We start from the raw sequence: 23848 nt of genomic DNA, 5'->3' as shown, positions 1-23848 counted from the left end.
ACCCTTTTTATTATGATAACATTTTCGTCATAAGTATATGCGGAATGCCATCTTCCATAAATATATCAGAAGAAGTTTCATAACCTAATTTTTTATAAAATCCTTCAGCTTGTGTTTGCCCGTGTAGTTTCACTTTTGTAGCTTGTTCGTTACGAGCAATTTCTTCTAACGTTTGAATGATGACTTTACCTAATCCGTATGTACGATAATCTTTTAAAATGCAAATACGTTCTAATTTTCCGACGCCATCAACAAATCGTATACGCCCTGTACCTACAGGAAGCTCATTATAATAAACTAAAATATGTTTACATTGCTCTCCGATTTCATCGAATGTATCGAATTCATCTGCAAGAGGGACACCTTGTTCTTTTACAAATACTTCTTTTCGAATATGAAAGGCAGTTTCTAAATCAGCAAGTTCTGTTATAAGTTTGGATTGCAAAATGTTCAGTCCTTTCTAGTGTAATCAGCTTGTGTTTTCATAGTATATCATAATAAAGCGCTATTAAGAGAAGAACATACTAAAAAGCCAACTTTAAAAAGTTAGCTTTTATTACAATTCCTTTATCCCATTTTTAGCGCCGATAATTACTTTACTCGTCATACTTATAAACAACCCTGTTTCAACTACACCAGTAATCATTTTTAATTGAGTGTGTAAATGGGCAGGATTAGAAATATGATTAGGGAATATACAATCGATAATCATGTTATTGTTATCGGTTATATAGGTTTCATTATTTTTCAAACGTAATGTTGTTTGACATCCTAAAGACTGAATTTTATTTTCGGTTTGTTTCCATGAAAAAGGGATGATTTCAATAGGTAATGGAAAAGTACCTAAATGTGTTACAAGTTTCGATTCATCAGCAATGATAATTAGTTCTTTAGAGGAAGAGGCAACGATTTTTTCACGAAGTAATGCACCGCCACCGCCTTTTATAAGTTGTAAATTTGAATCAATTTCATCCGCTCCATCAATTGTAAGATCAAGACTTTGTACGTCGTTTAACGAAATTAGGGGGATATTTAGTTGATGTGCTAATGCTTCAGTTTCCTTTGATGTCGGTACAGCTTGAAATGATAATCCTTCTTTTACACGCTCACCTAATTTTTGTATTGTCCAATATACAGTAGAACCTGTACCAAGCCCAATCTTCATGCCATCATTTACAAAGTTAGCGGCATATTCGCCAGCGAGCTGTTTTAAATTCATCGCTTTACTCCGCCGGACGCGGTCCAGCATCAAGACCTGAATTTTCAACTGTAAGTACCGGACGAACGACTATATCTTTATGTATACGCATTTGACAAGATAATCGTAAATGATCTTCAATCCCTTTTTCCGTCATTGCATGTTTCTCATTCGCACTCGCTTCACAGAAATCACCTGCTAGTATTTCTACTCTACAAGTTGTGCAACGTGCATTCCCGCCGCAACGATGAAGAATGTTGACACCGCTATTTTCAATTGCTAATACTAACTTCGTTCCTTCTTTTACATCAAATGTTCCCGCACCTTCAATTGTTAATTTTGGCAAATTTGTTCCTCCTCACGTAAAATTGTACATAACATATTTATGACCGCGAATTATTGAACATAAACATTATTTTTTTATATCCCCGTAACTTTTTTTAATGTTGAATCGTTTATTAAGTAAGCGCTGAAAAGGAGTGGTTATTTTGTGCACAAAAGTAACTCATGTTTTAAAGAACCGTATCGATATGAATCATTCAAATATAAACTTTTTAATTGAACAATATGGAGAGTTAAAAAGATACTGTACTTTTTTAACGAAAAACAAATGGGATGGGGAAGATCTCGCCCAAGAAACAGTGTATAAAGTGCTTCAAAAATATAGAAATAAAGATATTTGTATGACACTCGTCTATAAAATAGCAAGAAATCGTTGGTTAGATCAGATGAAGTCTAAGTCTGTTCATGAAAAAATAAGAGAACAAATCACTTCTGAAGAACCACATGAGAACATTGCAGATTTGCATGAAATGGTAGGGAAAGTATTGTCTTCATTAAATGTACAGCAATCCGCAATTTTATTATTAAAAGATGTTTTTCAATATAGTATCGCTGATATTGCTAAAGTGTGTTCTGTATCAGAAGGTGCAGTGAAAGCTTCTTTATTCCGGAGTAGAAATAGGCTGAAAACTGTAAGTGAAGAAGGGGTCGAGATAGTCGAATTCACAGATGATATGGAAGTTGTAGTAACGTCTATTCGAGAAGAGAGACCGGAATTATTAACGAAACTGCTTCCGTCAATAGATTTTACTAAGTTACCATCTAAACAGCCAGTCTTATTATTTAATGTGAAACAACCTTCTTCCTACAGTTGTATGCTTTGCGCAGCATAACAAGTATTGGAGGGATTTAAAATGAATGCAATTCCATATGTAGTAGAACAAACAAAATTAGGAGAACGTTCCTATGATATATATTCAAGGTTATTAAAAGACCGCATTATTATTATCGGTTCAGAAATTAATGATCAAGTAGCGAGTAGTGTCGTAGCTCAATTATTATTTTTAGAAGCAGAAGATGCAGAGAAAGATATATTCTTATACATCAATAGCCCCGGCGGTTCAACGACAGCAGGTTTTGCAATATTAGATACGATGAATTTAATTAAACCAGATGTGCAAACGCTGTGCATGGGCTTTGCGGCATCATTTGGTGCATTGCTATTATTATCTGGAGCAAAAGGAAAACGGTTTGCGCTCCCTAACAGTGAAATTATGATTCATCAGCCGCTTGGTGGTGCACAAGGGCAAGCAACAGAAATTGAAATAACTGCGAAAAGAATATTAAAGTTAAAGCATGATATTAATAAAATGATTGCAGAAAAAACAGGCCAACCGATTGAAAGAGTAGCACATGATACAGAAAGAGATTATTTTATGACTGCAGAAGAAGCGAAGGAATATGGGATTGTAGATGATGTTGTTACGAAAAAATAAGATGAAAAAGGCTAGAGGATATATTAATTCTCTAGCCTTTTTATTAATCCTTTACCCATTCATCAACTAATGCTTGATTTTTTTTAATCCATTTTCGCGCAGCTTCTTCAGGATCTTTTGTTTTATTTAACATGACCATTAACGTACCGAGCTGTTCATCGTTCATTTTCCATTTATCAAAGTATTTTATAACATCTGGGTGATCTTTTTCGAAACCTTTACGAACGGAGTAATAAATGTCATCTTTTTCACCATATACTTTCTTAGGGTCTTTTAAATATTTCAAGTCAAATTCTGAAAACCCCCAATGCGGATTCCAAAGCGTAACAGCGATTGGTTTCTTTTTTGTATATGCTTTCTTTAGTTCACTCATCATCGCAGCTTCAGAGGATTGGACAAGTTTTAGTTTTATATCATATTCTTTCATTGCTTTATTCGTTAAATTCATAAGACTACTACCGGGTTCGATACCGACAATTTTATTATCTAGTTCATCTTTATGAGCATTTAAATCTTCGATACTGTTTATATTTTTCATATAAGAAGGGACGACTAAACCTAGTCCAGTACCTTCGTACCATTTTGATTTTAAGACAATATCATCTTTATAACGATCGTTTAGCGGTTTATCTGTAACTGGTAGCCATACTTCTAAATTCGCATCAACATCGCCACGAGCAACACCAGTCCAAATTGCGGCTTTTTCTAAATACATGAGCTCAACTTTGTAGCCTTTTTCTTCTAATAAAACTTTCCACATGTTTGCAGTTGCAATATTTTCTTTCCAACTTGTTACACCAAGTTTAATTTTCCCTTTCGAATTTGCATTTGTTGCATTACATGAAGTGAAAATCATAGTAATAAATAATGCAAGGCATATAAACCAAATTTTCTTTCGCATTGAAAACCTCCTAAGTAACGTTTGCCTTATAAAATAAATGTATAAGTAAGCATTCTTATTATGAACGGAAACGAGAATTTTAAAGAAATCTTATGAATGTCATTTTTATGTAATATTTCTTTGTAAAATCGCAACACTATGTGAATAGATGGGTAGAAAAGGAGTAGTGACATGGATAATACAAAGGTGCGTGTTGAAAACGTAACAAAAGTATTCGGGAAACATCCGCAAAGAGCCCTTTCCTTATTAAAAGAAGGAAAAAGTAAATCGGAAATTTTAAAAGAGACAGGAATGAACGTTGGGGTGAAAAAAGCAACGTTTGAAGTATACTCTGGAGAAATTTTCGTTATTATGGGTTTGTCTGGTAGCGGGAAATCTACGCTAGTTCGTATGTTAAATCAATTGATTAAACCAACTGCAGGTCATATATACATAGATGGTGAAGACATCGCAACGATGGGAAAAGAAGAGTTACGAAGAGTAAGAAGAACGAAAATGAGTATGGTATTTCAGAAATTCGCTCTATTTCCGCATCGTACAGTTATACAAAATGTTGCATATGGGTTAGAAATACAAGGAGTTCCGGTTGAAGAGCGAGAGAAAAAAGCGTTAGAATCGCTACAGTTAGTAGGACTCGATCATCATAAAGATAATTATCCAAGTCAACTTAGTGGCGGTATGCAGCAGCGCGTTGGAATCGCAAGGGCGCTAACGAATAATCCAGATGTATTACTAATGGACGAGTCATTCAGTGCATTAGATCCACTTATTCGAAAAGAAATGCAAGATGAATTGTTAGAGTTGCAAGATAAAATGGAAAAAACGATTATATTTATTACGCATGATTTAGATGAAGCGCTTCGAATTGGAGATCGTATCGCATTAATGAAAGATGGAGAAATCGTTCAAATTGGAACGCCAGAAGAAATTATGATGAGCCCCGCTAATGAATTTGTAGAAAAGTTTGTTGCGGACGTGAATTTAGGAAAAGTAATTACGGCGGAGTCTATTTTAAAACGACCAGAAACTTTATTAATTGATCGTGGACCTCGTGTAGCCCTTCAAATTATGAGGAATGCTGGTGTTTCAACTGTATATGTTGTAAACAAAAAGTATGAGTTTTTAGGTATATTAACTGCGGATGATGCGAGTAAGGCAGTACAAAAACAGTGGCCGATTGCTGATTTATTACTTAATGATATTCCGCATGTGTATTTAGATACTTTACTGGAAGAGACGTATGCAAAAATGGCGGAGATGAAATATCCGTTACCAGTAATCGATGAGAAGAAAAGGCTAAGAGGAATTATTAAACGTGAAAGTGTCATTCAAGCTCTTGCAGGAAACATTGAGGAAGAGGTGAAAGACGATGAATAGTATACCGCGTATTCCGTTAGGGGAATGGGTCGACTCATTTGTTGTAAGTTTATATGAGCACTTTGAAGGCTTATTCCGAGGATTCTCTTATATTATTGGTGGATTCGTTGATTTACTCACTAATTTTTTAATAATAATTCCTGCCATATTGATGATTATTATCTTATGTTTCCTCATTTGGTACACAACGAGAAAACTATCTTTAGTCATTTTTACGCTTATTGGATTATTATTTATTTTGAATATTAACTACTGGGCACAAACGATGCAAACATTAGCACTCGTACTTACGTCAGTTATTATTTCAATTATTGTCGGAATTCCAATTGGTATATTAGCATCTCAAAATGAACGTTTCTCAAAATTTTTAAAACCAACATTAGATTTTATGCAAACAATGCCTGCATTCGTATACCTTATTCCAGCGATCACATTTTTCGGAGTAGGTGTAGTACCTGGAATTATTGCATCAGTAATCTTTGCAATGCCACCGACAATTCGTTTTACTGACTTAGGAATTAGACAAGTTCCAGAAGATTTAATTGAAGCAGCGAATGCATTTGGATCCACTGCATCACAAAAACTATTTAAAGTACAATTACCACTTGCAACCGGAACGATTATGGCTGGTGTGAACCAAAGTATTATGCTTTCGTTATCAATGGTTGTAACAGCGTCACTTGTAGGAGCTCCTGGACTTGGAGTTGATGTATATCGCTCGGTAACACAAGTTAATATCGGAATGGGATTTGAAGCTGGATTAGCTATCGTAGTAATCGCAATTATATTAGACCGAATTACACAAGGGTTCCATATGAAAAGAAAATAATGACCAAAAAACACACTTTTATACTACAAAGTGTGTTTTTTATTGCATCCAGTTTACATACGAACGATAACAGAACCTCCAGCTGGTGCACAAACTTGGTTTTGCTGTTGTTCCATGGATTTAATTAATTGATTATTTTCTTCAATTAATGAGATTAATTTAGCTAACTGACTTTCAAGACTTGCGATGCGCTGCATCATATATTGTGAATCATGATGCAATGTATTCCTTACAGGATGGGGGAATAAACATACTGTTGATTTATATTTGGATTCCAATGAGGATGCATTTGAATCGTTCCTCCTTCAATAAATTACGGATCTTTCTTATAGTAAATGCCTATATATATTTAATGGTTACTTGAAATTTTTTCATTATAAAAGGAGTATGTACAGAAAATGGAAAATATTATATATGAAGTTAAAGTGCATTTTTTGAAAAGATTCAAGCGAGATAGTGCGTATATTAATACATTTAAGTGAATGCATGTTGTTTAGGGAGAAATGATGGGAGGAGATGCAATTTTGGCTAAAAATAAAAAAAGAAATGATGCTTTGGCAATAGGTGTCGGTATAGGGGTTGTAATCGGTGTATTTCAAGGGCACTTTACAAATAATTTAGTAATCGGAATTGTGATTGGGATTATAATTGGGATTGCGTTTTTGAAGAAATAATGAGGTGTAAATTCATTTCAAAAATTGCTGTATAAAGAGAATGAAAATTCGGAATACGAAACTTATTTTTCCTTTTTTTGTGATATTATATATGAAAAGGATGGTGATGGATATGTCAACAAACAATCAAGTAGAACAAAACTGCTTCATTTGCGAAAAACATAAAGGAAATATTATAGTTCCAGGTGGAGCTATTTACGAAGATGAACTCGTTTACGTTGGACATGTCTACTGGGATAGTGAAGAAACATACCTAGGTTATGTAATGATAGATATAAAAAGACATGTACCTGGCCTTGCTGAACTAACAGATGAAGAAGCGAAAGCGTTCGGACTTATAACAAGTAGAGTAAGTAAAGCGCTAAAAGAAAGCGAAGGTGCAGAGCATATTTACACTTTTGTTTCAGGAAATGGTGTACCACATATGCATATGCACATTATTCCACGTTATCCAAATACACCAAAAGAATTTTGGTCACCAACCGAAGTAGCGAAATGGACTGGTGCACCATATGGTGATGAAGAGAAAATAAAAAAACTATGCGAAAGAATACGTAAGTATATGGTAAATGAGTATGCATACAACAAATAATACACAATATTCATGGGTTGGAAATATAGAAATGTGTTTAGGAGAAATTTCAGTTAAGCAATATGGTGATATTGTACTTGGTAAATATGGCGGGAATATAAGTGCTGGAGCGAAAAAGAATGAAGATGGTGTATTAGTTTGGTCAAATGGTGAATGGGAATTTGCAGCTATATTAGATGGACATAATAGTGCAGAAAGTGTTGATTTAGTAGTAAATACAATCGAAAAAGAATATGAAAATATAAAAGTAATTTTGAATGAACCAATTAATACAATGTTTCAATCTATTGAAAATCATATACTGACAATTTTTCAGTCATCTTCATTTAAGGAAAAGTGCAAAAGAATACAAGGTGAAACAGCTTGCTTACTATGTGTAAGAAAAGAAAATTATATATGGTGGCTTTCTATTGGTGATTGTTTAGTGTATGTATTTCATGAAGAGTTACATAAGTTAGGACAATATGCATTAAATCAACGTCATTTTTACGAATGGATTGGAAATGTAAACACATTTGATTTACCTGTTCCTTGTTATTCATCAGGTATTCGTGAATTACGTACTGGAAAGAACCGAATTGTAATGGTGACAGATGGAGTATTAGAATGCGGGGAACGCCGATATGAAACGCCAGTAGATCTGTATAATAATATGAATAGAAATAATAAAAAACTTGAAGAAAGTGTTCATCATGTATTAGAGCACGTTCATCATCAATTCGGACGCGATAGTGCGACTATAATTAGTTGGGACGTTGAAAATAAAGAGAGTGCTACGTATCCGAGTGATCAGCCGGAGAAAAGGTAAAGGAGGAGGCCTTTCTGTTTCTTTTGAAACTAATTGTCTTATTGTTATGGATTATAATTTTATTCTTTTTAGAAAAAATTGTGAGGAAGAAGTTAAATATACCGAGACAAACTGGATGGAATAGTAAATATGTCAGCCAATCACATAAATGGGGGCAATGGATTATCATTATTTCTTATGTAGTACTTATGATGATAGGTTCAATTTTGAATCCAATATACATGACTTATATACCAATTTTCTTTTTTATGACGTTGTACATTTTTCAAGGATATATGCAGTGGAAATATGATAGGAAAGCAAAAGAATATATTATTTCGTTTGGAATTGTTCCGTTACTAATAATTACAGGTTTTATTTTGAATGTATTCTATAATACGTATTGGTGATGAATGGTCATACAAATAAAGGGTGAGAAAATGATAAGACCACGTTTACGGGCTGAAGTAATGATTGTAAACGACGAACATTCAAAAGTACTAGTACAATGTGATGAGAATGAATCATTTTATCGTTTTCCAGGTGGCTCTATTGAATTTGGTGAAACGTCAAAAGAAGCAATAATTCGAGAGTTAATAGAAGAATACGATTTGAAAGTTGATGTTCAAGAGTTAGCAATTGTAAATGAACATATTTTTGAGTGGGGCAACGAAAATGGTCATCATTGTACATTGATACATTGGGGGACTGTTGAAAAAATCATTACAAATGAAATAAGGCATAAAGAGCATGAGGATATTATATTAATTTGGAAAAGTCTAGAGGAATTACAGGAGAAGCCGACATATCCTGAAGGCATCATAAGTTATTTAGAAGGGGATAACCGTAATATAGTCCAATTTATTTCAAGTAATTAAATGAAATAATAGGAGGGGTGAAAATGGGAGCTTCTACTTTTGGGATTATAACTATTGTTTTTTGTATAGCTGTCTACTTTCTCGATAAGTTTTTAAGAAAAAAATTGAATATGCCCAAGGGTGGTTTTTGGGGATATAAGAAACATGTAAATAGTTTACATAAAAAATTGGAAATAGGACTACTTTTTATTTATTTAATAACTAGCTTTATATTTATCTTTAAATTTGAAAGTGTTAATATCGCTTATGTCATTTTTACTTATTTAGGTGGGACGTTAATCTTAAGAGCATTGATGGAATGGAAGTATGATAAAGAATCGAAAGAATATATATTTTCGGTAATTGGGGTATTCACGTTTATTTTTATGACTTCGATACTATTTTACTTCTTTCCACCTGCTGTATAATAAAAATTTGATAGTACAAATAATGAAATAACTAATAAGCAAGAAACCATTTACTACTAAATGGTTTCTTGTTTATTTAAGCATTTATTTTAGTTAATATAGATGTAATGAAATTAGTTTTATCCTCTGCATACTTATGTTTATCAGTAGGATTAGCTTGTGAAAGTTGAATTTTTAACTGTTCATACTGCATGCGTGCAGTTTTATTGTCTTTTAAGTAATCACGAAATTGTAATTGTTCTATTAAATATGTATTCCCTTGTTCGTATATATGAATTTGATGAGTTCTTGGTTCACTTTTATTAAAATAGTATCTTTCGGGTAATACTTCTTTTCTATATTTATAGTTTAGTAGTTCTAACTTTTTAATAAAATGTATACCGTCCGTATAATTTTCTAATTCAATTGCTATATCAATAATTGGCTTTGCACTTAAATATGGAATAGAAGTACTACCAATATGGTGTATCGCTAAAATATGTTCGCCAATTTGTTCCTCAATGATTTGTTTCTCTTTCATAAACTCAATTTCCCATTCTTCAGTCCACGGCACTAAAAACACTTTCCCATACGGTAAACCTAACATTTAATTAGCACCTCTTTCAAAATAGTTTTCAAAAAGTTTATTACATCTTCTTAAAGCTTCTCAAAACAAGGTGTTCCCACAATCTCCAAGGAAGAATCTTCTTCGTAAAGATCATAAATTTTACACCTTTTCCAATAGGATATCGTAAAGTAGTACGCTTTGTTTCAGCAATTTCAACGATTTTATTAGCAACATCTATCGGATTACCAAATGTATCACTACCGCTATTAATATGTTTTTGTATTTTATCCATATATTCTTTGTAAGGAGATGTTGTATCAGATTGGTTTTCAGCTAGTTGTTTACCAACCTCCCATATATTTGTATTGTAAGAACCAGGTTCAATTAAAGCGACATCTATTCCGAAAGGTTTTAATTCTAAGCGAAGCGATTCACTCCAGCCTTCTAATGCATATTTTGAAGATACATAAGGAGATAAACCAGGGAATCCAACTTGGCCGCTAATGCTGCTTATATTAATGATTTTTCCACTTCTTTGTTTTCTCATATATGGTAAAACAAGCTGGCTAATTGATATAGCTCCAAAAAGGTTCGTTTCAAATTGCTTTCGATATTCGTCTACTGGGATTTCTTCTACAAAGCCCCCATTTGCATATCCTGCGTTATTTATAAGGAGATCTATTCTATTAATTTCTTTTAAAAACAATTGGAAATTATGTATAGAATTTTGATCTGTTACATCTAATTGTTGAACTTTTATATTGTGCTGTAAGTTAAGTTGAGTAACTTGGGATAGTAAGGTTCCTTGTTTTTCTAGGTTTCGCATTGTAGCGATAACTAAATAATCTTTTTTTGCGAGTTCGAGTGTAGTTAATAGTCCAAATCCACTTGAGGCTCCTGTAATTATTGCGATTTTTTTATTCATTTTCCGCCAGCTTTCTTTTTCTTTTATCATAACGAGTTATGATAAGAAAATCTATTATTCTTACATTTAGTATGAAATCAATTTGTATGTAAAAAAAGGGGATCATAGGGAATCAGCGTATATAGAGTAGTGTATATTAATATGATAATGAAATGAGGGAAGAAAAATGGTCCATGTAAAAGATGTATTAGCAGATCAGCTATTAGCGAATGCAAATGATCCCAGTTGGTATATGCCATTTTCAGATGCAGTTAAGGATTTATCTGAGAGGGAAGCTTTCTGGAAACCGAATGAAGAGAGTAATAGTATAGCTGAAATCGTACAACATTTACTGTATTGGAACTCTACGTGGCAAACTAGGTATAAAGAATCAAATGTGAATGCAGTACCCGCTATAGGAGATAATAACAAAAGTTTTATGCTCTCAGATAATCAAACTTTCGATGAATTACGGGAAAAACTACTAGAAAAACTGTTACAATGGCAAAATCTCATAAATGAAGAAAAGGTTGAAAGTGATGTAGTGGGATTTCCTGTTTCTGCAAAGTGGTGGGAAGTGCTAGCGAATGTAACAACTCATAATGCATATCATATTGGTCAAATTATTTACATCCGAAAATTACAGAAGAGCTTTGATAATGAATAAAGTAACAACTCTCTTATTAAGGGAACAAAGGTGGACAAAACGAGACAAACGTCTCATTTTGTCCACTTTTTTATTGTTAAAAGATAGAGAAAACCTATTAAAACAAGGATTCGAAATTGGCACAATACTTGCAATATAAAAGACGAACAAGAAAATAGGAGGGCTGGACATGTTAAAAACAACTGAAAGTAAAGGGAATGAAATTACGAAAGAACAAGCTCATTGGATGTACGAAAAAATGTTAGAAATTCGTAAGTTTGAAGATAAGGTGCATGAATTGTTCGCGCAAGGCGTTTTGCCAGGTTTCGTTCATTTATACGCAGGTGAAGAAGCGGTAGCAGTTGGTGTATGTGCCCACTTAACGGATAGTGACAGTATTACAAGTACACATAGAGGTCATGGACATTGTATCGCAAAAGGTTGTGATTTAAATGGTATGATGGCTGAACTTTTCGGGAAAGCGACAGGATTATGTAAAGGTAAAGGCGGTTCCATGCATATTGCCGATTTGGATAAAGGAATGCTTGGTGCGAATGGCATTGTAGGCGGGGGTTTCCCACTTGCTTGCGGTTCAGCATTAACAGCTAAATATAAAGGAACAAAAGATGTAAGTGTTTGCTTCTTCGGTGACGGAGCAAATAATGAAGGAACATTCCATGAAGGGGTTAATTTAGCGGCGATTTGGAAGTTACCAGTTATTTTTATTGCAGAAAATAACGGTTACGGTGAAGCAACTACATTTGAATATGCTTCAAGTTGTGATTCTATCGCTGATCGCGCAAAAGCTTATAATATTCCAGGTGTTCAAGTAGATGGAAAAGATCTTCTAGCTGTATATAAAGCTGCTGCAGAAGCAGTTGAACGTGCGCGTAATGGTGATGGTCCAACAATTATTGAATGTATGACATATCGTAATTATGGTCATTTCGAAGGTGAAGCGCAAACATATAAAGCATCAGAAGAAAAAGAAGAACATTTAAACGAAAAAGATGCAATTGTGAATTTCCGTAAGCATTTAATTCATGAAGGTTTATTAACAGAATCTGAACTTGTTGATATGGAAAAAGCAGTAGATGATGCAGTACAAAGATCCATTGAATTTAGTGAAAATAGTCCATACCCAGACGATGAAGAATTATTAAAAGATGTATACGTTTCTTACAAATAAGAGGAGGGTGAAAAATTATGACTAGAACAGTAAGTATGTCAACTGCAATTAATGAAGCGATGAAAATCTCAATGCGTCGTGATGAAAATGTAATTTTAATAGGTGAAGATGTTGCAGGCGGTGCACAAGTTGATCACCTGCAAGATGATGAAGCTTGGGGTGGTGTTCTTGGTGTTACGAAAGGACTTGTACAAGAGTTTGGCCGAAATCGTATATTGGATACACCAATTTCTGAAGCGGGTTATATGGGAGCTGCGATGGCAGCTGCTGCAACTGGGTTACGTCCGATAGCTGAGTTAATGTTTAATGATTTTATCGGTAGTTGTCTTGACCAAGTATTAAACCAAGGTGCGAAATTCCGTTATATGTTTGGAGGTAAAGCAAAAGTACCCGTTACAGTACGTACGATGCATGGCGCTGGTTTTAGTGCAGCAGCTCAACATTCACAAAGTTTGTACGCATTATTTACGAGCATACCAGGTATTAAAGTTGTTGTTCCTTCCACACCGTATGATGCAAAAGGCTTATTATTAGCGGCAATTGAAGATGATGATCCAGTAATCTTCTTTGAGGATAAAACACTTTACAATATGAAAGGTGAAGTGCCAGAAGGATACTATACAATTCCATTAGGAAAAGCAGATATTAAACGGGAAGGTTCTGATGTAACAATTGTCGCAATCGGAAAGCAAGTTCATACAGCGCTTGCAGCTGCAAAGCAATTATCGAAAAAGGGGCTTGAAGTAGAAGTAATTGATCCACGATCTTTATCACCACTTGATGAAGATACTATTTTATCATCTGTTGAAAAAACAAATCGTCTTATCGTCATTGACGAAGCGAATCCTAGATGTAGTATTGCAACAGATATTGCGGCAATTGTAGCGGATAAAGGTTTTGATTTGTTAGATGCACCTATTAAACGAATTACAGCACCACATACACCTGTTCCGTTCTCACCACCACTTGAAAAGTTGTATTTGCCAACGCCAGAAAAAGTAATTGAAACTGTATCAGAAATGATCGGAGACCAATCTTTATTACATGTGTAATAAAACGATGAGAAGGGAGAGAGAGACATGGCTGTAGAAGTTGTAATGCCGAAGTTAGGTATGGCGATGAAAGAAGGTATTATTACGAGCTGGAATATTAAAGCAGGCGATAATGTAGCAAAAGGAGAACTAATTGCTAGTATTAATTCAGAAAAAATTGAAACGGAAATTGAAGCGCCAGCTGATGGTACGGTACTTGATATAGCTGTAAGTGAAGATGAAGGAGTGCCGCCTGGTACTGTAATTTGCTACATCGGTAAACCGAATGAAAAGGTAGAAATGCAGGAAAGCACACATGTTGTAGAAGAAAAAACATCTAATATAGAAGTACAAAATGTACAAAATCAAGAAGCAAATGGGAAAGAAGTATCGAAGCAAAGAATTAAAATTTCACCTGTAGCCAAGAAAATTGCAAAGTCTGAAAATCTGAATATCAAGGCATTAGTTGGTACAGGTCCTGGCGGAAGGATTACAAAGGCAGATGTATTAAAAGCACTTGAGGTAAGAGTAAACGTTCCGGAAATATCTGAACGAGAAGAAAGTAAAGCGATTCCTGTTACTGGTATGCGTAAAGCAATCGCAAATCGTATGCACGCAAGCTTACAAAATAGCGCACAATTAACGTTAACGATGAAAGTAGATGTAACAGATTTAGTTGCTTTACATAAAGAAATAGCGGAAGTTGTACAAAAAAGATACGATAATAAATTAACTATTACGGATTTCGTCTCGCATGCTGTTGTATTAGCACTTGGAGAGCATAAAGAAATGAACAGCGCTTATATAGATGATGCAATTCATCAATTTGAACATGTGCATTTAGGCATGGCAGTCGCATTAGAAAAAGGGTTAGTCGTTCCAGCTATTCGCTTTGCAAATAATTTATCTTTAGTAGAGTTGTCTAAAGAGATTAAGAATGTGGCACAAAAGGCACGAGCAGGTAGCTTAAGTAGTGATGATATGCACGGAACGACATTTACAATTAGTAATTTAGGTAGCTTTGGTATTGAATATTTCACACCGGTATTAAATACACCTGAAACTGGTATTTTAGGTGTAGGTGTAATTGAACATGTTCCTGTATTTAAAGGGAAAAAATTAAGAAAAGGAAGTATGTTACCTTTAAGTTTAACATTCGATCATCGTGTATTAGACGGTGCACCAGCAGCTGCATTTTTACGCACAATTAAACATTATTTAGAAGAACCTATAACAATTCTTTTATAAAGAGAAGGTGAGAGAATGAGTAAATTAGTTGTTATTGGGGGCGGACCTGCTGGCTATGTAGCAGCAATTACCGCGGCTCAAAATGGCAAAGATGTCACTCTTATTGATGAAGCTGACCTTGGCGGAACATGTTTAAATGTTGGGTGTATGCCGACGAAATCACTGTTAGAAAGTGCTGAAGTACATGACATTGTGAGAAAAGCGAATGATTATGGGGTTACGCTTAATACAGGAAGTATATCAATTGATTGGGATCAAATACAGGCGAGGAAATCACAAATCGTAATGCAACTCGTCCAAGGAATACAATATTTAATGAAGAAAAATAAAATTAAAGTTGTAAAAGGAACAGCGAAATTCGAAACGGATCATCGTATGCGAGTTGTACAAGGAAATAAAGAAGAAGTAGTTGATGGAGAGAGCTTTATTATCGCAGCTGGTTCCGAACCTACAGAATTACCATTCGCTCCGTTTGATGGAAAATGGATTTTAAATAGTAGCCATGCCATGTCTCTTGAGAGTGTACCATCTTCATTGTTAATCGTTGGTGGTGGTGTAATAGGATGCGAGTTTGCAAGCATTTATAGTAGACTTGGCACAAAAGTATCGATAGTTGAAATGGCACCGCAATTAATACCTGGTGAAGATGAAGATATCGCGAATACTTTAAGAGAGAAATTAGAAAAAGATGGGGTGAAAATTTTTACGGGAGCAGTTTTAAAAGGTTTAAACAACTATAAGAAGCAAGCTTCATTTGAATACGAGGGAATTACTCACGAAGTAACTCCAGAATTTGTTCTTGTTTCTGTAGGAAGAAAACCACGAGTGCAACAATTAGGATTAGAAAAGGCAGGGGTTCAGTTTTCAAATAAAGGGATTGCTGTGAATGAACATATGCAAACGAACGTATCGCATATTTACGCAGCTGGTGATGTGATCGGTGGAATTCAGCTTGCTCACGTTGCCTTCCATGAAGGAACGACAGCAGCATTACACGCAAGCGGAGAAGACGTGAAAGTAAATTATCACGCTGTGCCCCGTTGTATATACACAGCTCCAGAAATAGCTAGTGTCGGGTTAAGTGAAAAAGGTGCAAGAGAACAATATGGTGATATTCTCATCGGAGAATTTCCTTTTACAGCGAACGGAAAAGCTCTTATTTTAGGAGAACAAGTAGGTAAAGTAAAAGTCATTGTAGAACCTAAATACCAAGAAATTGTAGGGATTTCTATTATCGGTCCTCATGCAACTGAACTTATTGGTCAAGGAACCATAATGATTCATACAGAAGTTACCGCTGATATAATGAGAGATTATATTGCAGCACACCCTACTTTATCAGAAGCAATTCATGAAGCGTTAATGCAAGCGGTAGGACATGCTGTACATGCTTAAATGGAAATATAATAAACCACTATTCTCTAAACAAATAAGAGAATAGTGGTTTGATTTTTTATTAATAGAATATCTTATTATTTTTTAATTTCAATCGCTGAAGTAATATCGTTCCAATCAGGAGCTAAATTAGCAGTTTTACCATACCAATCAGCGTGTTTAAATATAACACCTTTTCCATATCCTTGTGTTGAAGTGTGCTCCCAAAGTGTCGTTGAATAACTTGCAGAAGGTGAGGCTGTACTTACAGAAGAAATTCTGTCATTCCAGCTAGATGGTAAGTTTTTAAAGCCGCTGCTCCAGTAAATATATTGACCACCTTTATCTTTATGTTCGTAAAAATCAGTACTACCAGCACCGCTACCTAAAGGATTAATATTATTTTTAATTGCTTTTTTATCCTTTGCAATATACGCATCTAATGTTTCACGGCTAGTAAAACCATAAGCTAGCCAATCTCCATTTTCATTTTGCTCTGGTAATACCATAGTAATTTGGATATCTTTCTTATCCTGATCACTTAATTTTGCAAATGAATTAACATTTTGTTCATCCACTTTTAAATAATCAAATGACTTAATTGTGTTACTTTTTTCCTCAGCACTTACTGCACCTAGTCCTCCAGTTAATGCAAAACCAGCTACTAATGTCCCTGCTACTAATTTCTTCAACATATAACCATCCCTTTTTGTTTGAATTTTTGTACAGGTGAATCTTGTACAGCTAAAATGTATTCTAATTTTATACTTTTGTAAATATTCTGAAGTTTTAGAAATAATAGGCGGAATATTTACATTTTTACATTATTTCTTTAGAAAAAATGGTTATTGGAATGATATAATAAGTGGATGTATTGCTTTTACTGGATGTAAAGATATTTTAGGAGAGGTGTCATTGAAATATTTTACAAGAGAATGGTATAAAAAAATGCAAGTTTTAGAATTTGTAAGTTTTATAGAGTCTATAAAAGAATGGTCGGAAATGGATATACAAAGTTTAAAGGAAGAAATAGAGGAAAGGAAAATAGATTTATTAAAATTCCTTCCTGAATCGATATACTCAATTATACAAAACATAACAATTAATTCAAAATACCCATCAGGTGAACTGAAAAAACTTATGCAAGAGTGGACAACAGATTATGAGAAAAGAATGGCACAATTAGATCAATCATACGTAGAATATTTTAATTCCATTGAGAAAAAACTTCCGTCAAATGTCGCTCAGTTACACAAGACATCACTACACGATAGTGTAATTAAAGTAATAAAGAGAGAATCAGAAGATACTTTGTCTATCGTATTAGATTGCAGTGGTACTTTTAGTGAATTTGATAAACTTGAAGTAACCTTTATAGGAGTAACAAAGTGTTCTATGCAGGAAAACTTTGACAGTTCTTGGTGGCTATATCATGAAATAGCTCTTACTGAAGATGGTTTTGAACTAGGTGTTTTATTTGACTCTCCATTTAGAGAAGTGACGATTTGCGCAGCAGATGTATTACTTGTGAAGAAATAATGTTGTATGGAGTATTACAAACGTTTGACATAATAAAAAAATAAAGTTATTGTAGATACATGAAGTCTACAATAGGAGCTGTACTATGAAATATTCTAAAGCTACAAATTATGCTCTTCATACAATGCTTTTTCTGGCAAAGGCCACACCAAATAAGTTAGTTAGTGTTCACCAATTAGCAGAAATGCAAAATGTTTCACCAACGTACTTGTCTAAAATACTAACTAAGTTGACGAAGGAAGGGATGATACACTCATCATCTGGTCCAAAGGGCGGTTACTCGCTTAGTAAGAATTGGGAAGATATTTCATTTTTAGATATTATACATGCAATTGAAGGCAAAACATCATTGTTTGACTGTTGTTTACATGACAAACCTGGATGTTTAATTAATGAGGCAATGCTCGCAGCAGAAGAGAAAATGGAAGAAGAGTTAAGAAATCAAAAAATCGTAGATCTTGCGAAAAAAATAAAAGTGGATTTTTAATCTGCTTTTATTTTTAAATTAATTAAGGATAAAAAGGCTCTTTAATATCTTTAATTGTAGTTAGAAAATGATATGAAGAAGGAGAGAAGATGATGAATAATTTTTGGAATGATCGATATAAATCAGATGAATATTTTTACGGGGAAGAACCTAATACATTTATTAAAGAACAAGCATTTCGTTTAGCAAATCACAATAAAGTAATAGCATTTGCGGAGGGAGAAGGTAGAAATGCTGTATTTCTAGCAAGACAAGGGAACGAAGTAACAGCTATTGATTATTCGGAAGATGGATTAGAAAAGACAAAAAAATTGGCAGAGAAGCATAACGTAAACGTGCATACAAAAAAAGTAGATTTATTAGCTGATAGTTTGCCAGAAAATGAATATGATGCGGCAATTATGGTATTTGGACATTTTCATGATGATTATAAAAAAATGATATTAGATAAAATGATACAAACGATAAAACCTGGTGGATTAATTATGTTTGAAGTTTACTCAAAAAAACAAATAAACTATAGTACTGGTGGACCAAAAGATGTTGATATGCTGTATAATCCAATTGATATCCTTACTTGGTGTGAAGAACATAAGGTAATTCATTTCTTTAATGGAGAACAAGAGCGAGTTGAAGGGAAAGGGCACACTGGTTTAGCTGATGTTATTCAAGTTGTTATTAGAAAATTAATATAAGTGTTAATGAAAGTGTTAAATGTATAAATGTAAAAAGACCAGTCGTATAAGACTGGTCTTTCTATTTAGATACTAAATTATCAAGCTTCCAATATGTATTTGTTAACGGCGCAGCTTTGCTATCTATGTATAAATACATATTATTTAAATCTTTTGGTGAAGTTTTCAGTTCAAACACAATGTCAGTAGTTAAAGAGAATTCGTGTGGAACATTTTTATAGTGCTCGTCATCTATCGGATGAGCTTCACCTTCATATTTCTCACCAGTTTTTTCATCTTGTATGAAATATTTTATTTCCGAAAGATCAATAGTTTGTCCATCGTCTCGAACATTATTAATCATAACACGAGTAGTAAGGCGCCGCTCTTTGTCTATTTTTTCAAACTTTGCATTCTCAACTGTCGCTCTATAGTATTCATTTTTAACTATTTCTCCATAGTGCATTGCATTCTTTTCGAGAGCGCTCTTTTCTTGTTTTGATGTAGTATTGCTATTACATCCTGTTAATATTCCAGTAAATAATAATGCTGTACATGTCGTTTTGATTAATGATTTCATAGTAATCCCTTTCTGTATTAAAAAGTAAAACATAGGAATAATTTTACATCAATAGGAAGGTAAATGGAAGTATCTTTGCGTAATATACAGATATACATTTATTTGGTTGTCAAGTTAACAGGATAGAAAGAGGGAGAAGACTGTATAAAACGGAATAAATAAGAATTGAAAATATTGTAAAACGGAAGAGGCATGCATATAATTAAAATAAAGTTTAAGTTTCTGAACCTTCAATAACGGTGGTGATAACATGTTTACTGAAGAACGTCGAGAGAAAATTTTAGAACTACTTAATACAGATGGAAGAGTAATAGCAAAGGATCTTGCGGAAAGATTTGATATGTCTATTGATTCTATAAGAAGAGATTTGTCTATTATGGAAAAGGATGGTTTATTAAAAAGAACGCACGGAGGTGCAATTGAACTTACGCGAGTGAGAAACTTAGCTGCGGAACCAACTAAACGTTATAGTGATAGCTCAATATATGAGGACACAATTGCAAGAGTTGCGGTATCTTATATACAAGAAGGTGATTCAATTTTTATTGGTGGGGCTTCCGTTCATAATGCGATGCTGAAATATTTACCGGAAGTATCATTTACGGTTATTACGAATTCTATAGAAATAGCTGGTTATCTACGAGAATATAAGAATATTGATACGTATTTAATTGGCGGAAAAGTAAAACCTTCAGGGAATATTACTGATACACTTGCCTCTGAATTGATAAGTAGATTTTCTATTGATCTGTATTTCTCTACAGGTGGAGGCATTTCATTACAAGGTATTAGTACCGCAACACCTGAAGTTGCTTATTTTAGTAAAAGAGTAAGTGAAATTGCTAGAAGAAATATTTGTTTAGTTCCGCATAATAAACTTGGAATAGATTGTTTTATAAGAGGAGAGTCTCTAAAAAAAATTGACATTATTATAACTGACGAAGAGGCTAGTAAAGAAACTGTTCAGGACTTTGAGAAACAAGGTAAACAAGTTGTAATAGCGCCATTATATTCATTTGAAAGGAGTTTGACATGATTGTAAAAGAGCAAGAGTTTCATATAAATGGATTAACTTATACAATTCGTTCTGCAGCTGAGAAAGATGCTGACCAGTTATCGAAAATTAGAGTTCAGATTGATGGAGAAACTGAAAATATGGATAGAGATGCTGGAGAGGGATTTATAGATAATCTAGGATTTCAAAAAATAATAAAAACAGATAGTGAAGAGACGAAGAATCTCTTTTTAGTTGCAGAAGTGCACAATCGAATCGTTGGATTTTCAAGGTGTGAAGGATCAAATTTTAAGAGATTATCTCATAAAGTGGAGTTTGGCGTTTGCATTTTAAAAGAGTTTTGGGGATATAAAATGGGTAAGAGCCTATTACAACAATCTATTAAATGGGCTGACGAAAATGCAGTAAATAAAATATCTTTACAAGTATTAGAGACAAACGAGAAAGCTATTCATCTTTATAAAAAATTAGGTTTTGAAGTAGAAGGCGTTTTGAAAAATGACAAAAGACTATCGGACGGAAAGTATTATAATACGGTAGTGATGGGAAGGTTTACTGATACTTTTCATAAAAGAGGTGAAGAAGTATGTTTTACAGAAGGAAGTACTATGTAGTGAAAAATGAATTCATAGAAGTATTTAATGATCATTTCAATAACACGAACTTACCTAATCAATTAAAGCATGGTTCTAAGCTAATAGGACGCTGGATGAAAGATAATAAGAATGGTACGTCTGAAGTATTTGCCATATGGGAATATGATAGTTATGAACAGTATAAAGAAATAGAATCGAAAATTAGAAGTGACGAGAGGCATATTAGAAGAATACATGAATGGTATGAAAACCATGGCGGGAAAGAATATGTTTTACAGGAGTACATAGTAGAGATGAAAAATGAAGAGTTAGTATGTACTGTAAAGTAATAGAGGGGTGAGGGATAATAGGAATGAAAACAAAATTATATTTTAGTTTAGCATCCACTATTTTATTTGCAATAGCCGTGATTGTTTTCTTTATAAACGGTAATCCACAAAAGTGGTTTTGGTTATGTATTTTCTTTGCTTCCATTATACAAAATATAGTGCTACTAAAAAAGAATAAAGAAGTGCATTAAGATATTCAAATTATTAACATATTTGTGTCGTCTTTCTAGTTTTATTGAAAACGCTTTTATTCAGTTTTATAATAAAAGTATGTTTTTACAGATCTCCAAAACAATGAATAGGGAGATGATACAATGTTAGCTTCACCGTTTTACTTACATACATGGAAAAAGTTTATTAATGAAGGAGTCCTTGATTCGAACCGTATAAACGAAAGAATTTCAGAGTCATGGCATCGATGTAAACAAGCAAATGTGAATCCTCACATGAATAAAGGTCAGAAAATTTTGTCTTCTAATTTTTTTCAAGATCAAAAGAAAAAGAGTGAAATCTTCCTAGATATCGCAATCCCTCAAATACAAAATATGAGAAAAACCATTGATGAACTACAAATGATGGCATTATTAATCGATCCAGATGGTTATGTTCTATCGTTAAGTGGAAATAAACAAACGTTAAAGCGAGCGAAACATATTAATTTTATTGAAGGTGTAAAATGGACGGAAGCAGCTGTGGGGACAAACGCAATAGGAACAGCGCTAGAAATTGAAGAAGCTATTATGATAAGTGGTACTGAACATTACTCCGTGGTATCTCATAGCTGGAGTTGTGCGGCTGCTCCCATTCATAATGATGACGGGAAATTAATTGGTGTTCTAGATTTCTCCTGTCCAATTGAATTTTCGCATCCATATATGCTCGGTATGGTAACTTCAATTGCACATGCGATAGAACGTGAATGTAGCATAAGAGTTCATCAAAATGAATTACACTTAATTCATCGTTTTTTAGATGTCATTGATAGTGATGAACAAGTAGTTATTTGTAATCATCGTGATGTTATCGTTTCTGCGAGTAAGAGCGTTCGTGAACGAATAAATAATTGGTCAAGAATGAAACTTGAAGAGTTAATGCACCATGGATTAGAAACTAAATTAGAGATACCAGTATATAGTAATGAAAGAATGATTGGGAAATGTATGTATTTAAAGGAAAACGAACAAATGAATACATATTCTGCTCTCACATTTATAAAAGGAATTACTTTTCCAGGAGTTACTGGGACAAGCAGAGCATTTCAACACACACTAGAAGAAATTAAGCTTGTTTCACCGACTGATGCTAGTGTGTATGTATGTGGTGAGACAGGAGTGGGAAAGGAATATGTCGCGAGAGCGATTCATGAAAATAGTCCAAGAAAAGACGGGCCCTTTATAGCTGTTAACTGCGGTTCTTTGCCTAAAGAATTAATAGAAAGTGAATTGTTCGGTTATGCTGAAGGTGCATTTACAGGTGCGCGACGTCAAGGATATAAAGGGAAATTTGAACAAGCGAATGGAGGAACATTATTTTTAGATGAAATTGGTGAAGTACCACCAGAGATGCAAGTAGCATTATTGCGTGTTTTACAAGAACGTACAATAACTCCAATAGGAAGTTCAAAAGAGGTACCAGTAAATATTCGTATTATTACTGCCACACATAAAGATTTACTACGGTTAGTAGAAGAAGGGAAATTCCGTCAAGATTTATATTATCGTTTGCACGTTTATCCGTTATATGTTCCATCGTTAATAGAAAGAAAAGAGGATATCCCATATTTTATACAACACTTTTGCGAACAGAAGAATTGGAATGTTGTATTTCCGAAGAGTATTTGCAATCAATTTTTACAACATACATGGCCCGGAAATATTCGAGAACTAGTAAATGCATTAGAACGCATTTACATTTTGTCGCAAGGACGGGAAATATGCGAAAAACAAGTCGCTCTTTTGATACAAACAATGATGGGAAATCAACAACAACTTGAGTTACAAGTTGAAAATAAAACCGAACATACATTGAATTTTCGTGAAAAAATACAGCGTGATAGCATGATTGAAGCATTACAAAAGACAAACGGAAATGTTTCATTAGCTGCAAAACTATTAGATGTACCCCGTAGTACATTTTATAAACGAATGCAAAAATATAAGTTATAAAGTAGATTTTTGTAATCTACTTTTTCTTTGTGGGCCCATGTTCTGTCGGAATGTGCGCTTACCGGGGAAATAATAGAACAGTTAGAAATTAATTTCCGAAAGG

The 23848-nt window shown here is 33.9% G+C and carries 30 protein-coding genes and 1 pseudogene; 22 read left to right on the top strand and 9 right to left on the bottom strand.

Features of this window, described 5'->3' with window-relative positions:
- Positions 1-10: 10 nt before the first annotated feature.
- From AC1Q8M_RS10200 to AC1Q8M_RS10190, 3 genes are all read right to left on the bottom strand, one after another.
- Complete coding sequence (locus AC1Q8M_RS10200; protein WP_001190868.1) at positions 11-445, bottom strand: GNAT family N-acetyltransferase; 435 nt, start codon at positions 443-445, stop codon at positions 11-13.
- Positions 446-556: 111 nt separating this feature from the next.
- Positions 557-1219, bottom strand: a complete 663-nt coding sequence (gene rpiA / locus AC1Q8M_RS10195) for a ribose 5-phosphate isomerase A (protein ID WP_001049982.1) — start codon at positions 1217-1219, stop codon at positions 557-559.
- Between the two features lie 4 nt (positions 1220-1223).
- Positions 1224-1544 (bottom strand): 2Fe-2S iron-sulfur cluster-binding protein, encoded by a 321-nt coding sequence (locus tag AC1Q8M_RS10190; protein ID WP_098361046.1) that lies wholly within the window; start codon positions 1542-1544, stop codon positions 1224-1226.
- Between the two features lie 142 nt (positions 1545-1686).
- Between AC1Q8M_RS10190 and AC1Q8M_RS10185 the strand changes: the two genes are divergently transcribed.
- Together AC1Q8M_RS10185 and clpP are read left to right on the top strand one after the other, a co-directional pair.
- Complete coding sequence (locus AC1Q8M_RS10185; RefSeq protein ID WP_098361047.1) at positions 1687-2373, top strand: RNA polymerase subunit sigma-70; 687 nt, start codon at positions 1687-1689, stop codon at positions 2371-2373.
- Between the two features lie 21 nt (positions 2374-2394).
- A complete protein-coding gene (gene clpP / locus AC1Q8M_RS10180; RefSeq protein WP_000991612.1) occupies positions 2395-2976 on the top strand; it encodes an ATP-dependent Clp endopeptidase proteolytic subunit ClpP in 582 nt (193 codons plus the stop codon).
- Positions 2977-3019: 43 nt separating this feature from the next.
- Here the strand turns inward: clpP and AC1Q8M_RS10175 are convergent, their stop codons facing one another.
- Positions 3020-3877, bottom strand: coding sequence for a glycine betaine ABC transporter substrate-binding protein (locus tag AC1Q8M_RS10175; protein WP_001227615.1), 858 nt, complete (start codon positions 3875-3877; stop codon positions 3020-3022).
- A 171-nt stretch (positions 3878-4048) separates the two neighbouring features.
- Here AC1Q8M_RS10175 and AC1Q8M_RS10170 point away from each other — a divergent pair, with 171 nt between their 5' ends.
- Positions 4049-5254, top strand: coding sequence for a quaternary amine ABC transporter ATP-binding protein (locus AC1Q8M_RS10170; protein WP_000370606.1), 1206 nt, complete (start codon positions 4049-4051; stop codon positions 5252-5254).
- On the top strand, positions 5247-6083 hold the full coding sequence (locus AC1Q8M_RS10165) for an ABC transporter permease (RefSeq protein ID WP_016512689.1): 837 nt from the start codon (positions 5247-5249) through the stop codon (positions 6081-6083). The genes AC1Q8M_RS10170 and AC1Q8M_RS10165 overlap by 8 nt, the downstream gene beginning before the upstream one ends.
- A gap of 53 nt (positions 6084-6136) precedes the next feature.
- On the opposite strand, the pseudogene AC1Q8M_RS10160 reads toward AC1Q8M_RS10165, so the two are convergent.
- A pseudogene (locus AC1Q8M_RS10160) lies at positions 6137-6372 on the bottom strand (hypothetical protein).
- A 217-nt stretch (positions 6373-6589) separates the two neighbouring features.
- Between AC1Q8M_RS10160 and AC1Q8M_RS10155 the strand changes: the two are divergent.
- From AC1Q8M_RS10155 to AC1Q8M_RS10130, 6 genes are all read left to right on the top strand, one after another.
- Positions 6590-6757, top strand: a complete 168-nt coding sequence (locus AC1Q8M_RS10155) for a glycine zipper domain-containing protein (RefSeq protein ID WP_000508401.1) — start codon at positions 6590-6592, stop codon at positions 6755-6757.
- A 91-nt stretch (positions 6758-6848) separates the two neighbouring features.
- Positions 6849-7349: an HIT family protein gene (locus AC1Q8M_RS10150; RefSeq protein WP_025118383.1), complete on the top strand. Its 501-nt coding sequence runs from the start codon at positions 6849-6851 to the stop codon at positions 7347-7349.
- Complete coding sequence (locus tag AC1Q8M_RS10145; protein ID WP_141549484.1) at positions 7333-8157, top strand: PP2C family serine/threonine-protein phosphatase; 825 nt, start codon at positions 7333-7335, stop codon at positions 8155-8157. Before AC1Q8M_RS10150 ends, AC1Q8M_RS10145 begins: the two co-directional genes overlap by 17 nt.
- Positions 8158-8180: 23 nt before the next feature.
- Positions 8181-8546: a DUF4181 domain-containing protein gene (locus tag AC1Q8M_RS10140; protein ID WP_000767735.1), complete on the top strand. Its 366-nt coding sequence runs from the start codon at positions 8181-8183 to the stop codon at positions 8544-8546.
- 30 nt (positions 8547-8576) lie between these two features.
- Positions 8577-9014: an NUDIX domain-containing protein gene (locus AC1Q8M_RS10135; protein WP_000620919.1), complete on the top strand. Its 438-nt coding sequence runs from the start codon at positions 8577-8579 to the stop codon at positions 9012-9014.
- A gap of 23 nt (positions 9015-9037) precedes the next feature.
- The gene (locus tag AC1Q8M_RS10130; protein ID WP_000501282.1) at positions 9038-9421 is read left to right on the top strand and encodes a DUF4181 domain-containing protein; all 384 of its coding nucleotides are present in this window, start codon (positions 9038-9040) and stop codon (positions 9419-9421) included.
- 76 nt (positions 9422-9497) lie between these two features.
- Here AC1Q8M_RS10130 and AC1Q8M_RS10125 read toward each other — a convergent pair whose 3' ends face one another.
- Both AC1Q8M_RS10125 and AC1Q8M_RS10120 read right to left on the bottom strand, forming a co-directional pair.
- The gene (locus AC1Q8M_RS10125) at positions 9498-10007 is read right to left on the bottom strand and encodes a GrpB family protein (protein ID WP_000901209.1); all 510 of its coding nucleotides are present in this window, start codon (positions 10005-10007) and stop codon (positions 9498-9500) included.
- Between the two features lie 40 nt (positions 10008-10047).
- Complete coding sequence (locus tag AC1Q8M_RS10120) at positions 10048-10893, bottom strand: oxidoreductase (protein WP_218008311.1); 846 nt, start codon at positions 10891-10893, stop codon at positions 10048-10050.
- Positions 10894-11059: 166 nt separating this feature from the next.
- Here AC1Q8M_RS10120 and AC1Q8M_RS10115 point away from each other — a divergent pair, with 166 nt between their 5' ends.
- The 5 genes from AC1Q8M_RS10115 to lpdA all read left to right on the top strand — a co-directional run bounded on the left by AC1Q8M_RS10115 (position 11060) and on the right by lpdA (position 16381).
- A complete protein-coding gene (locus AC1Q8M_RS10115; protein ID WP_000233794.1) occupies positions 11060-11539 on the top strand; it encodes a DinB family protein in 480 nt (159 codons plus the stop codon).
- Positions 11540-11708: 169 nt separating this feature from the next.
- Positions 11709-12707 carry an acetoin:2,6-dichlorophenolindophenol oxidoreductase subunit alpha gene (acoA, locus tag AC1Q8M_RS10110; protein WP_097923872.1) on the top strand — a complete coding sequence of 333 codons (999 nt, stop codon included), beginning with the start codon at positions 11709-11711 and terminating at the stop codon, positions 12705-12707.
- 17 nt (positions 12708-12724) lie between these two features.
- Entirely contained in the window at positions 12725-13759 is a 1035-nt protein-coding gene (gene acoB / locus AC1Q8M_RS10105) for an acetoin:2,6-dichlorophenolindophenol oxidoreductase subunit beta (protein WP_000198898.1), read from the top strand.
- Positions 13760-13786: 27 nt separating this feature from the next.
- Complete coding sequence (locus AC1Q8M_RS10100) at positions 13787-14986, top strand: dihydrolipoamide acetyltransferase family protein (protein ID WP_098855351.1); 1200 nt, start codon at positions 13787-13789, stop codon at positions 14984-14986.
- A 15-nt stretch (positions 14987-15001) separates the two neighbouring features.
- Positions 15002-16381 (top strand): dihydrolipoyl dehydrogenase, encoded by a 1380-nt coding sequence (gene lpdA / locus AC1Q8M_RS10095; RefSeq protein WP_072938713.1) that lies wholly within the window; start codon positions 15002-15004, stop codon positions 16379-16381.
- Positions 16382-16458: 77 nt separating this feature from the next.
- Here the strand turns inward: lpdA and AC1Q8M_RS10090 are convergent, their stop codons facing one another.
- Positions 16459-17055 carry a hypothetical protein gene (locus AC1Q8M_RS10090; protein ID WP_000914433.1) on the bottom strand — a complete coding sequence of 199 codons (597 nt, stop codon included), beginning with the start codon at positions 17053-17055 and terminating at the stop codon, positions 16459-16461.
- A gap of 220 nt (positions 17056-17275) precedes the next feature.
- Between AC1Q8M_RS10090 and AC1Q8M_RS10085 the strand changes: the two genes are divergently transcribed.
- From AC1Q8M_RS10085 to AC1Q8M_RS10075, 3 genes are all read left to right on the top strand, one after another.
- Positions 17276-17899 carry a DUF4085 domain-containing protein gene (locus AC1Q8M_RS10085; RefSeq protein ID WP_141549485.1) on the top strand — a complete coding sequence of 208 codons (624 nt, stop codon included), beginning with the start codon at positions 17276-17278 and terminating at the stop codon, positions 17897-17899.
- A gap of 85 nt (positions 17900-17984) precedes the next feature.
- Complete coding sequence (locus AC1Q8M_RS10080; RefSeq protein WP_000877649.1) at positions 17985-18386, top strand: Rrf2 family transcriptional regulator; 402 nt, start codon at positions 17985-17987, stop codon at positions 18384-18386.
- Between the two features lie 89 nt (positions 18387-18475).
- The gene (locus AC1Q8M_RS10075; protein WP_139213298.1) at positions 18476-19081 is read left to right on the top strand and encodes a class I SAM-dependent methyltransferase; all 606 of its coding nucleotides are present in this window, start codon (positions 18476-18478) and stop codon (positions 19079-19081) included.
- A gap of 61 nt (positions 19082-19142) precedes the next feature.
- On the opposite strand, the gene AC1Q8M_RS10070 is transcribed toward AC1Q8M_RS10075, so the two are convergent.
- Positions 19143-19640, bottom strand: a complete 498-nt coding sequence (locus tag AC1Q8M_RS10070; RefSeq protein WP_000838465.1) for a hypothetical protein — start codon at positions 19638-19640, stop codon at positions 19143-19145.
- 250 nt (positions 19641-19890) lie between these two features.
- Between AC1Q8M_RS10070 and AC1Q8M_RS10065 the strand changes: the two genes are divergently transcribed.
- The 4 genes from AC1Q8M_RS10065 to AC1Q8M_RS10050 all read left to right on the top strand — a co-directional run bounded on the left by AC1Q8M_RS10065 (position 19891) and on the right by AC1Q8M_RS10050 (position 23745).
- The gene (locus AC1Q8M_RS10065) at positions 19891-20676 is read left to right on the top strand and encodes a DeoR/GlpR family DNA-binding transcription regulator (RefSeq protein WP_000493642.1); all 786 of its coding nucleotides are present in this window, start codon (positions 19891-19893) and stop codon (positions 20674-20676) included.
- Complete coding sequence (locus AC1Q8M_RS10060) at positions 20673-21269, top strand: GNAT family N-acetyltransferase (protein ID WP_000635672.1); 597 nt, start codon at positions 20673-20675, stop codon at positions 21267-21269. The genes AC1Q8M_RS10065 and AC1Q8M_RS10060 overlap by 4 nt, the downstream gene beginning before the upstream one ends.
- Positions 21242-21580 (top strand): NIPSNAP family protein, encoded by a 339-nt coding sequence (locus AC1Q8M_RS10055; protein ID WP_000499988.1) that lies wholly within the window; start codon positions 21242-21244, stop codon positions 21578-21580. The genes AC1Q8M_RS10060 and AC1Q8M_RS10055 overlap by 28 nt, the downstream gene beginning before the upstream one ends.
- A 314-nt stretch (positions 21581-21894) precedes the next feature.
- The gene (locus AC1Q8M_RS10050; RefSeq protein ID WP_000881394.1) at positions 21895-23745 is read left to right on the top strand and encodes a sigma-54-dependent Fis family transcriptional regulator; all 1851 of its coding nucleotides are present in this window, start codon (positions 21895-21897) and stop codon (positions 23743-23745) included.
- Positions 23746-23848 lie beyond the last annotated feature (103 nt).

This window comes from Bacillus sp. GW823-FHT06A10, assembly GCF_058795375.1.
Note: the sequence above shows the minus strand (reverse complement) of the source record. Positions and strands in the feature narration are given on the sequence as shown.

What these genes read in the sequence shown, in the direction of transcription:
- rpiA (WP_001049982.1), bottom strand. Translation starts at nt 1,219, where the DNA reads ATGAATTTAAAACAGCTCGCTGGCGAATATGCCGCTAACTTTGTAAAT.
- clpP (WP_000991612.1), top strand. Translation starts at nt 2,395, where the DNA reads ATGAATGCAATTCCATATGTAGTAGAACAAACAAAATTAGGAGAACGT.
- AC1Q8M_RS10175 (WP_001227615.1), bottom strand. Translation starts at nt 3,877, where the DNA reads ATGCGAAAGAAAATTTGGTTTATATGCCTTGCATTATTTATTACTATG.
- AC1Q8M_RS10170 (WP_000370606.1), top strand. Translation starts at nt 4,049, where the DNA reads ATGGATAATACAAAGGTGCGTGTTGAAAACGTAACAAAAGTATTCGGG.
- AC1Q8M_RS10165 (WP_016512689.1), top strand. Translation starts at nt 5,247, where the DNA reads ATGAATAGTATACCGCGTATTCCGTTAGGGGAATGGGTCGACTCATTT.
- AC1Q8M_RS10155 (WP_000508401.1), top strand. Translation starts at nt 6,590, where the DNA reads ATGGGAGGAGATGCAATTTTGGCTAAAAATAAAAAAAGAAATGATGCT.
- AC1Q8M_RS10150 (WP_025118383.1), top strand. Translation starts at nt 6,849, where the DNA reads ATGAAAAGGATGGTGATGGATATGTCAACAAACAATCAAGTAGAACAA.
- AC1Q8M_RS10145 (WP_141549484.1), top strand. Translation starts at nt 7,333, where the DNA reads ATGCATACAACAAATAATACACAATATTCATGGGTTGGAAATATAGAA.
- AC1Q8M_RS10135 (WP_000620919.1), top strand. Translation starts at nt 8,577, where the DNA reads ATGATAAGACCACGTTTACGGGCTGAAGTAATGATTGTAAACGACGAA.
- AC1Q8M_RS10130 (WP_000501282.1), top strand. Translation starts at nt 9,038, where the DNA reads ATGGGAGCTTCTACTTTTGGGATTATAACTATTGTTTTTTGTATAGCT.
- AC1Q8M_RS10125 (WP_000901209.1), bottom strand. Translation starts at nt 10,007, where the DNA reads ATGTTAGGTTTACCGTATGGGAAAGTGTTTTTAGTGCCGTGGACTGAA.
- AC1Q8M_RS10120 (WP_218008311.1), bottom strand. Translation starts at nt 10,893, where the DNA reads ATGAATAAAAAAATCGCAATAATTACAGGAGCCTCAAGTGGATTTGGA.
- AC1Q8M_RS10115 (WP_000233794.1), top strand. Translation starts at nt 11,060, where the DNA reads ATGGTCCATGTAAAAGATGTATTAGCAGATCAGCTATTAGCGAATGCA.
- acoA (WP_097923872.1), top strand. Translation starts at nt 11,709, where the DNA reads ATGTTAAAAACAACTGAAAGTAAAGGGAATGAAATTACGAAAGAACAA.
- acoB (WP_000198898.1), top strand. Translation starts at nt 12,725, where the DNA reads ATGACTAGAACAGTAAGTATGTCAACTGCAATTAATGAAGCGATGAAA.
- AC1Q8M_RS10100 (WP_098855351.1), top strand. Translation starts at nt 13,787, where the DNA reads ATGGCTGTAGAAGTTGTAATGCCGAAGTTAGGTATGGCGATGAAAGAA.
- lpdA (WP_072938713.1), top strand. Translation starts at nt 15,002, where the DNA reads ATGAGTAAATTAGTTGTTATTGGGGGCGGACCTGCTGGCTATGTAGCA.
- AC1Q8M_RS10090 (WP_000914433.1), bottom strand. Translation starts at nt 17,055, where the DNA reads ATGTTGAAGAAATTAGTAGCAGGGACATTAGTAGCTGGTTTTGCATTA.
- AC1Q8M_RS10080 (WP_000877649.1), top strand. Translation starts at nt 17,985, where the DNA reads ATGAAATATTCTAAAGCTACAAATTATGCTCTTCATACAATGCTTTTT.
- AC1Q8M_RS10075 (WP_139213298.1), top strand. Translation starts at nt 18,476, where the DNA reads ATGATGAATAATTTTTGGAATGATCGATATAAATCAGATGAATATTTT.
- AC1Q8M_RS10070 (WP_000838465.1), bottom strand. Translation starts at nt 19,640, where the DNA reads ATGAAATCATTAATCAAAACGACATGTACAGCATTATTATTTACTGGA.
- AC1Q8M_RS10065 (WP_000493642.1), top strand. Translation starts at nt 19,891, where the DNA reads ATGTTTACTGAAGAACGTCGAGAGAAAATTTTAGAACTACTTAATACA.
- AC1Q8M_RS10060 (WP_000635672.1), top strand. Translation starts at nt 20,673, where the DNA reads ATGATTGTAAAAGAGCAAGAGTTTCATATAAATGGATTAACTTATACA.
- AC1Q8M_RS10055 (WP_000499988.1), top strand. Translation starts at nt 21,242, where the DNA reads ATGTTTTACAGAAGGAAGTACTATGTAGTGAAAAATGAATTCATAGAA.
- AC1Q8M_RS10050 (WP_000881394.1), top strand. Translation starts at nt 21,895, where the DNA reads ATGTTAGCTTCACCGTTTTACTTACATACATGGAAAAAGTTTATTAAT.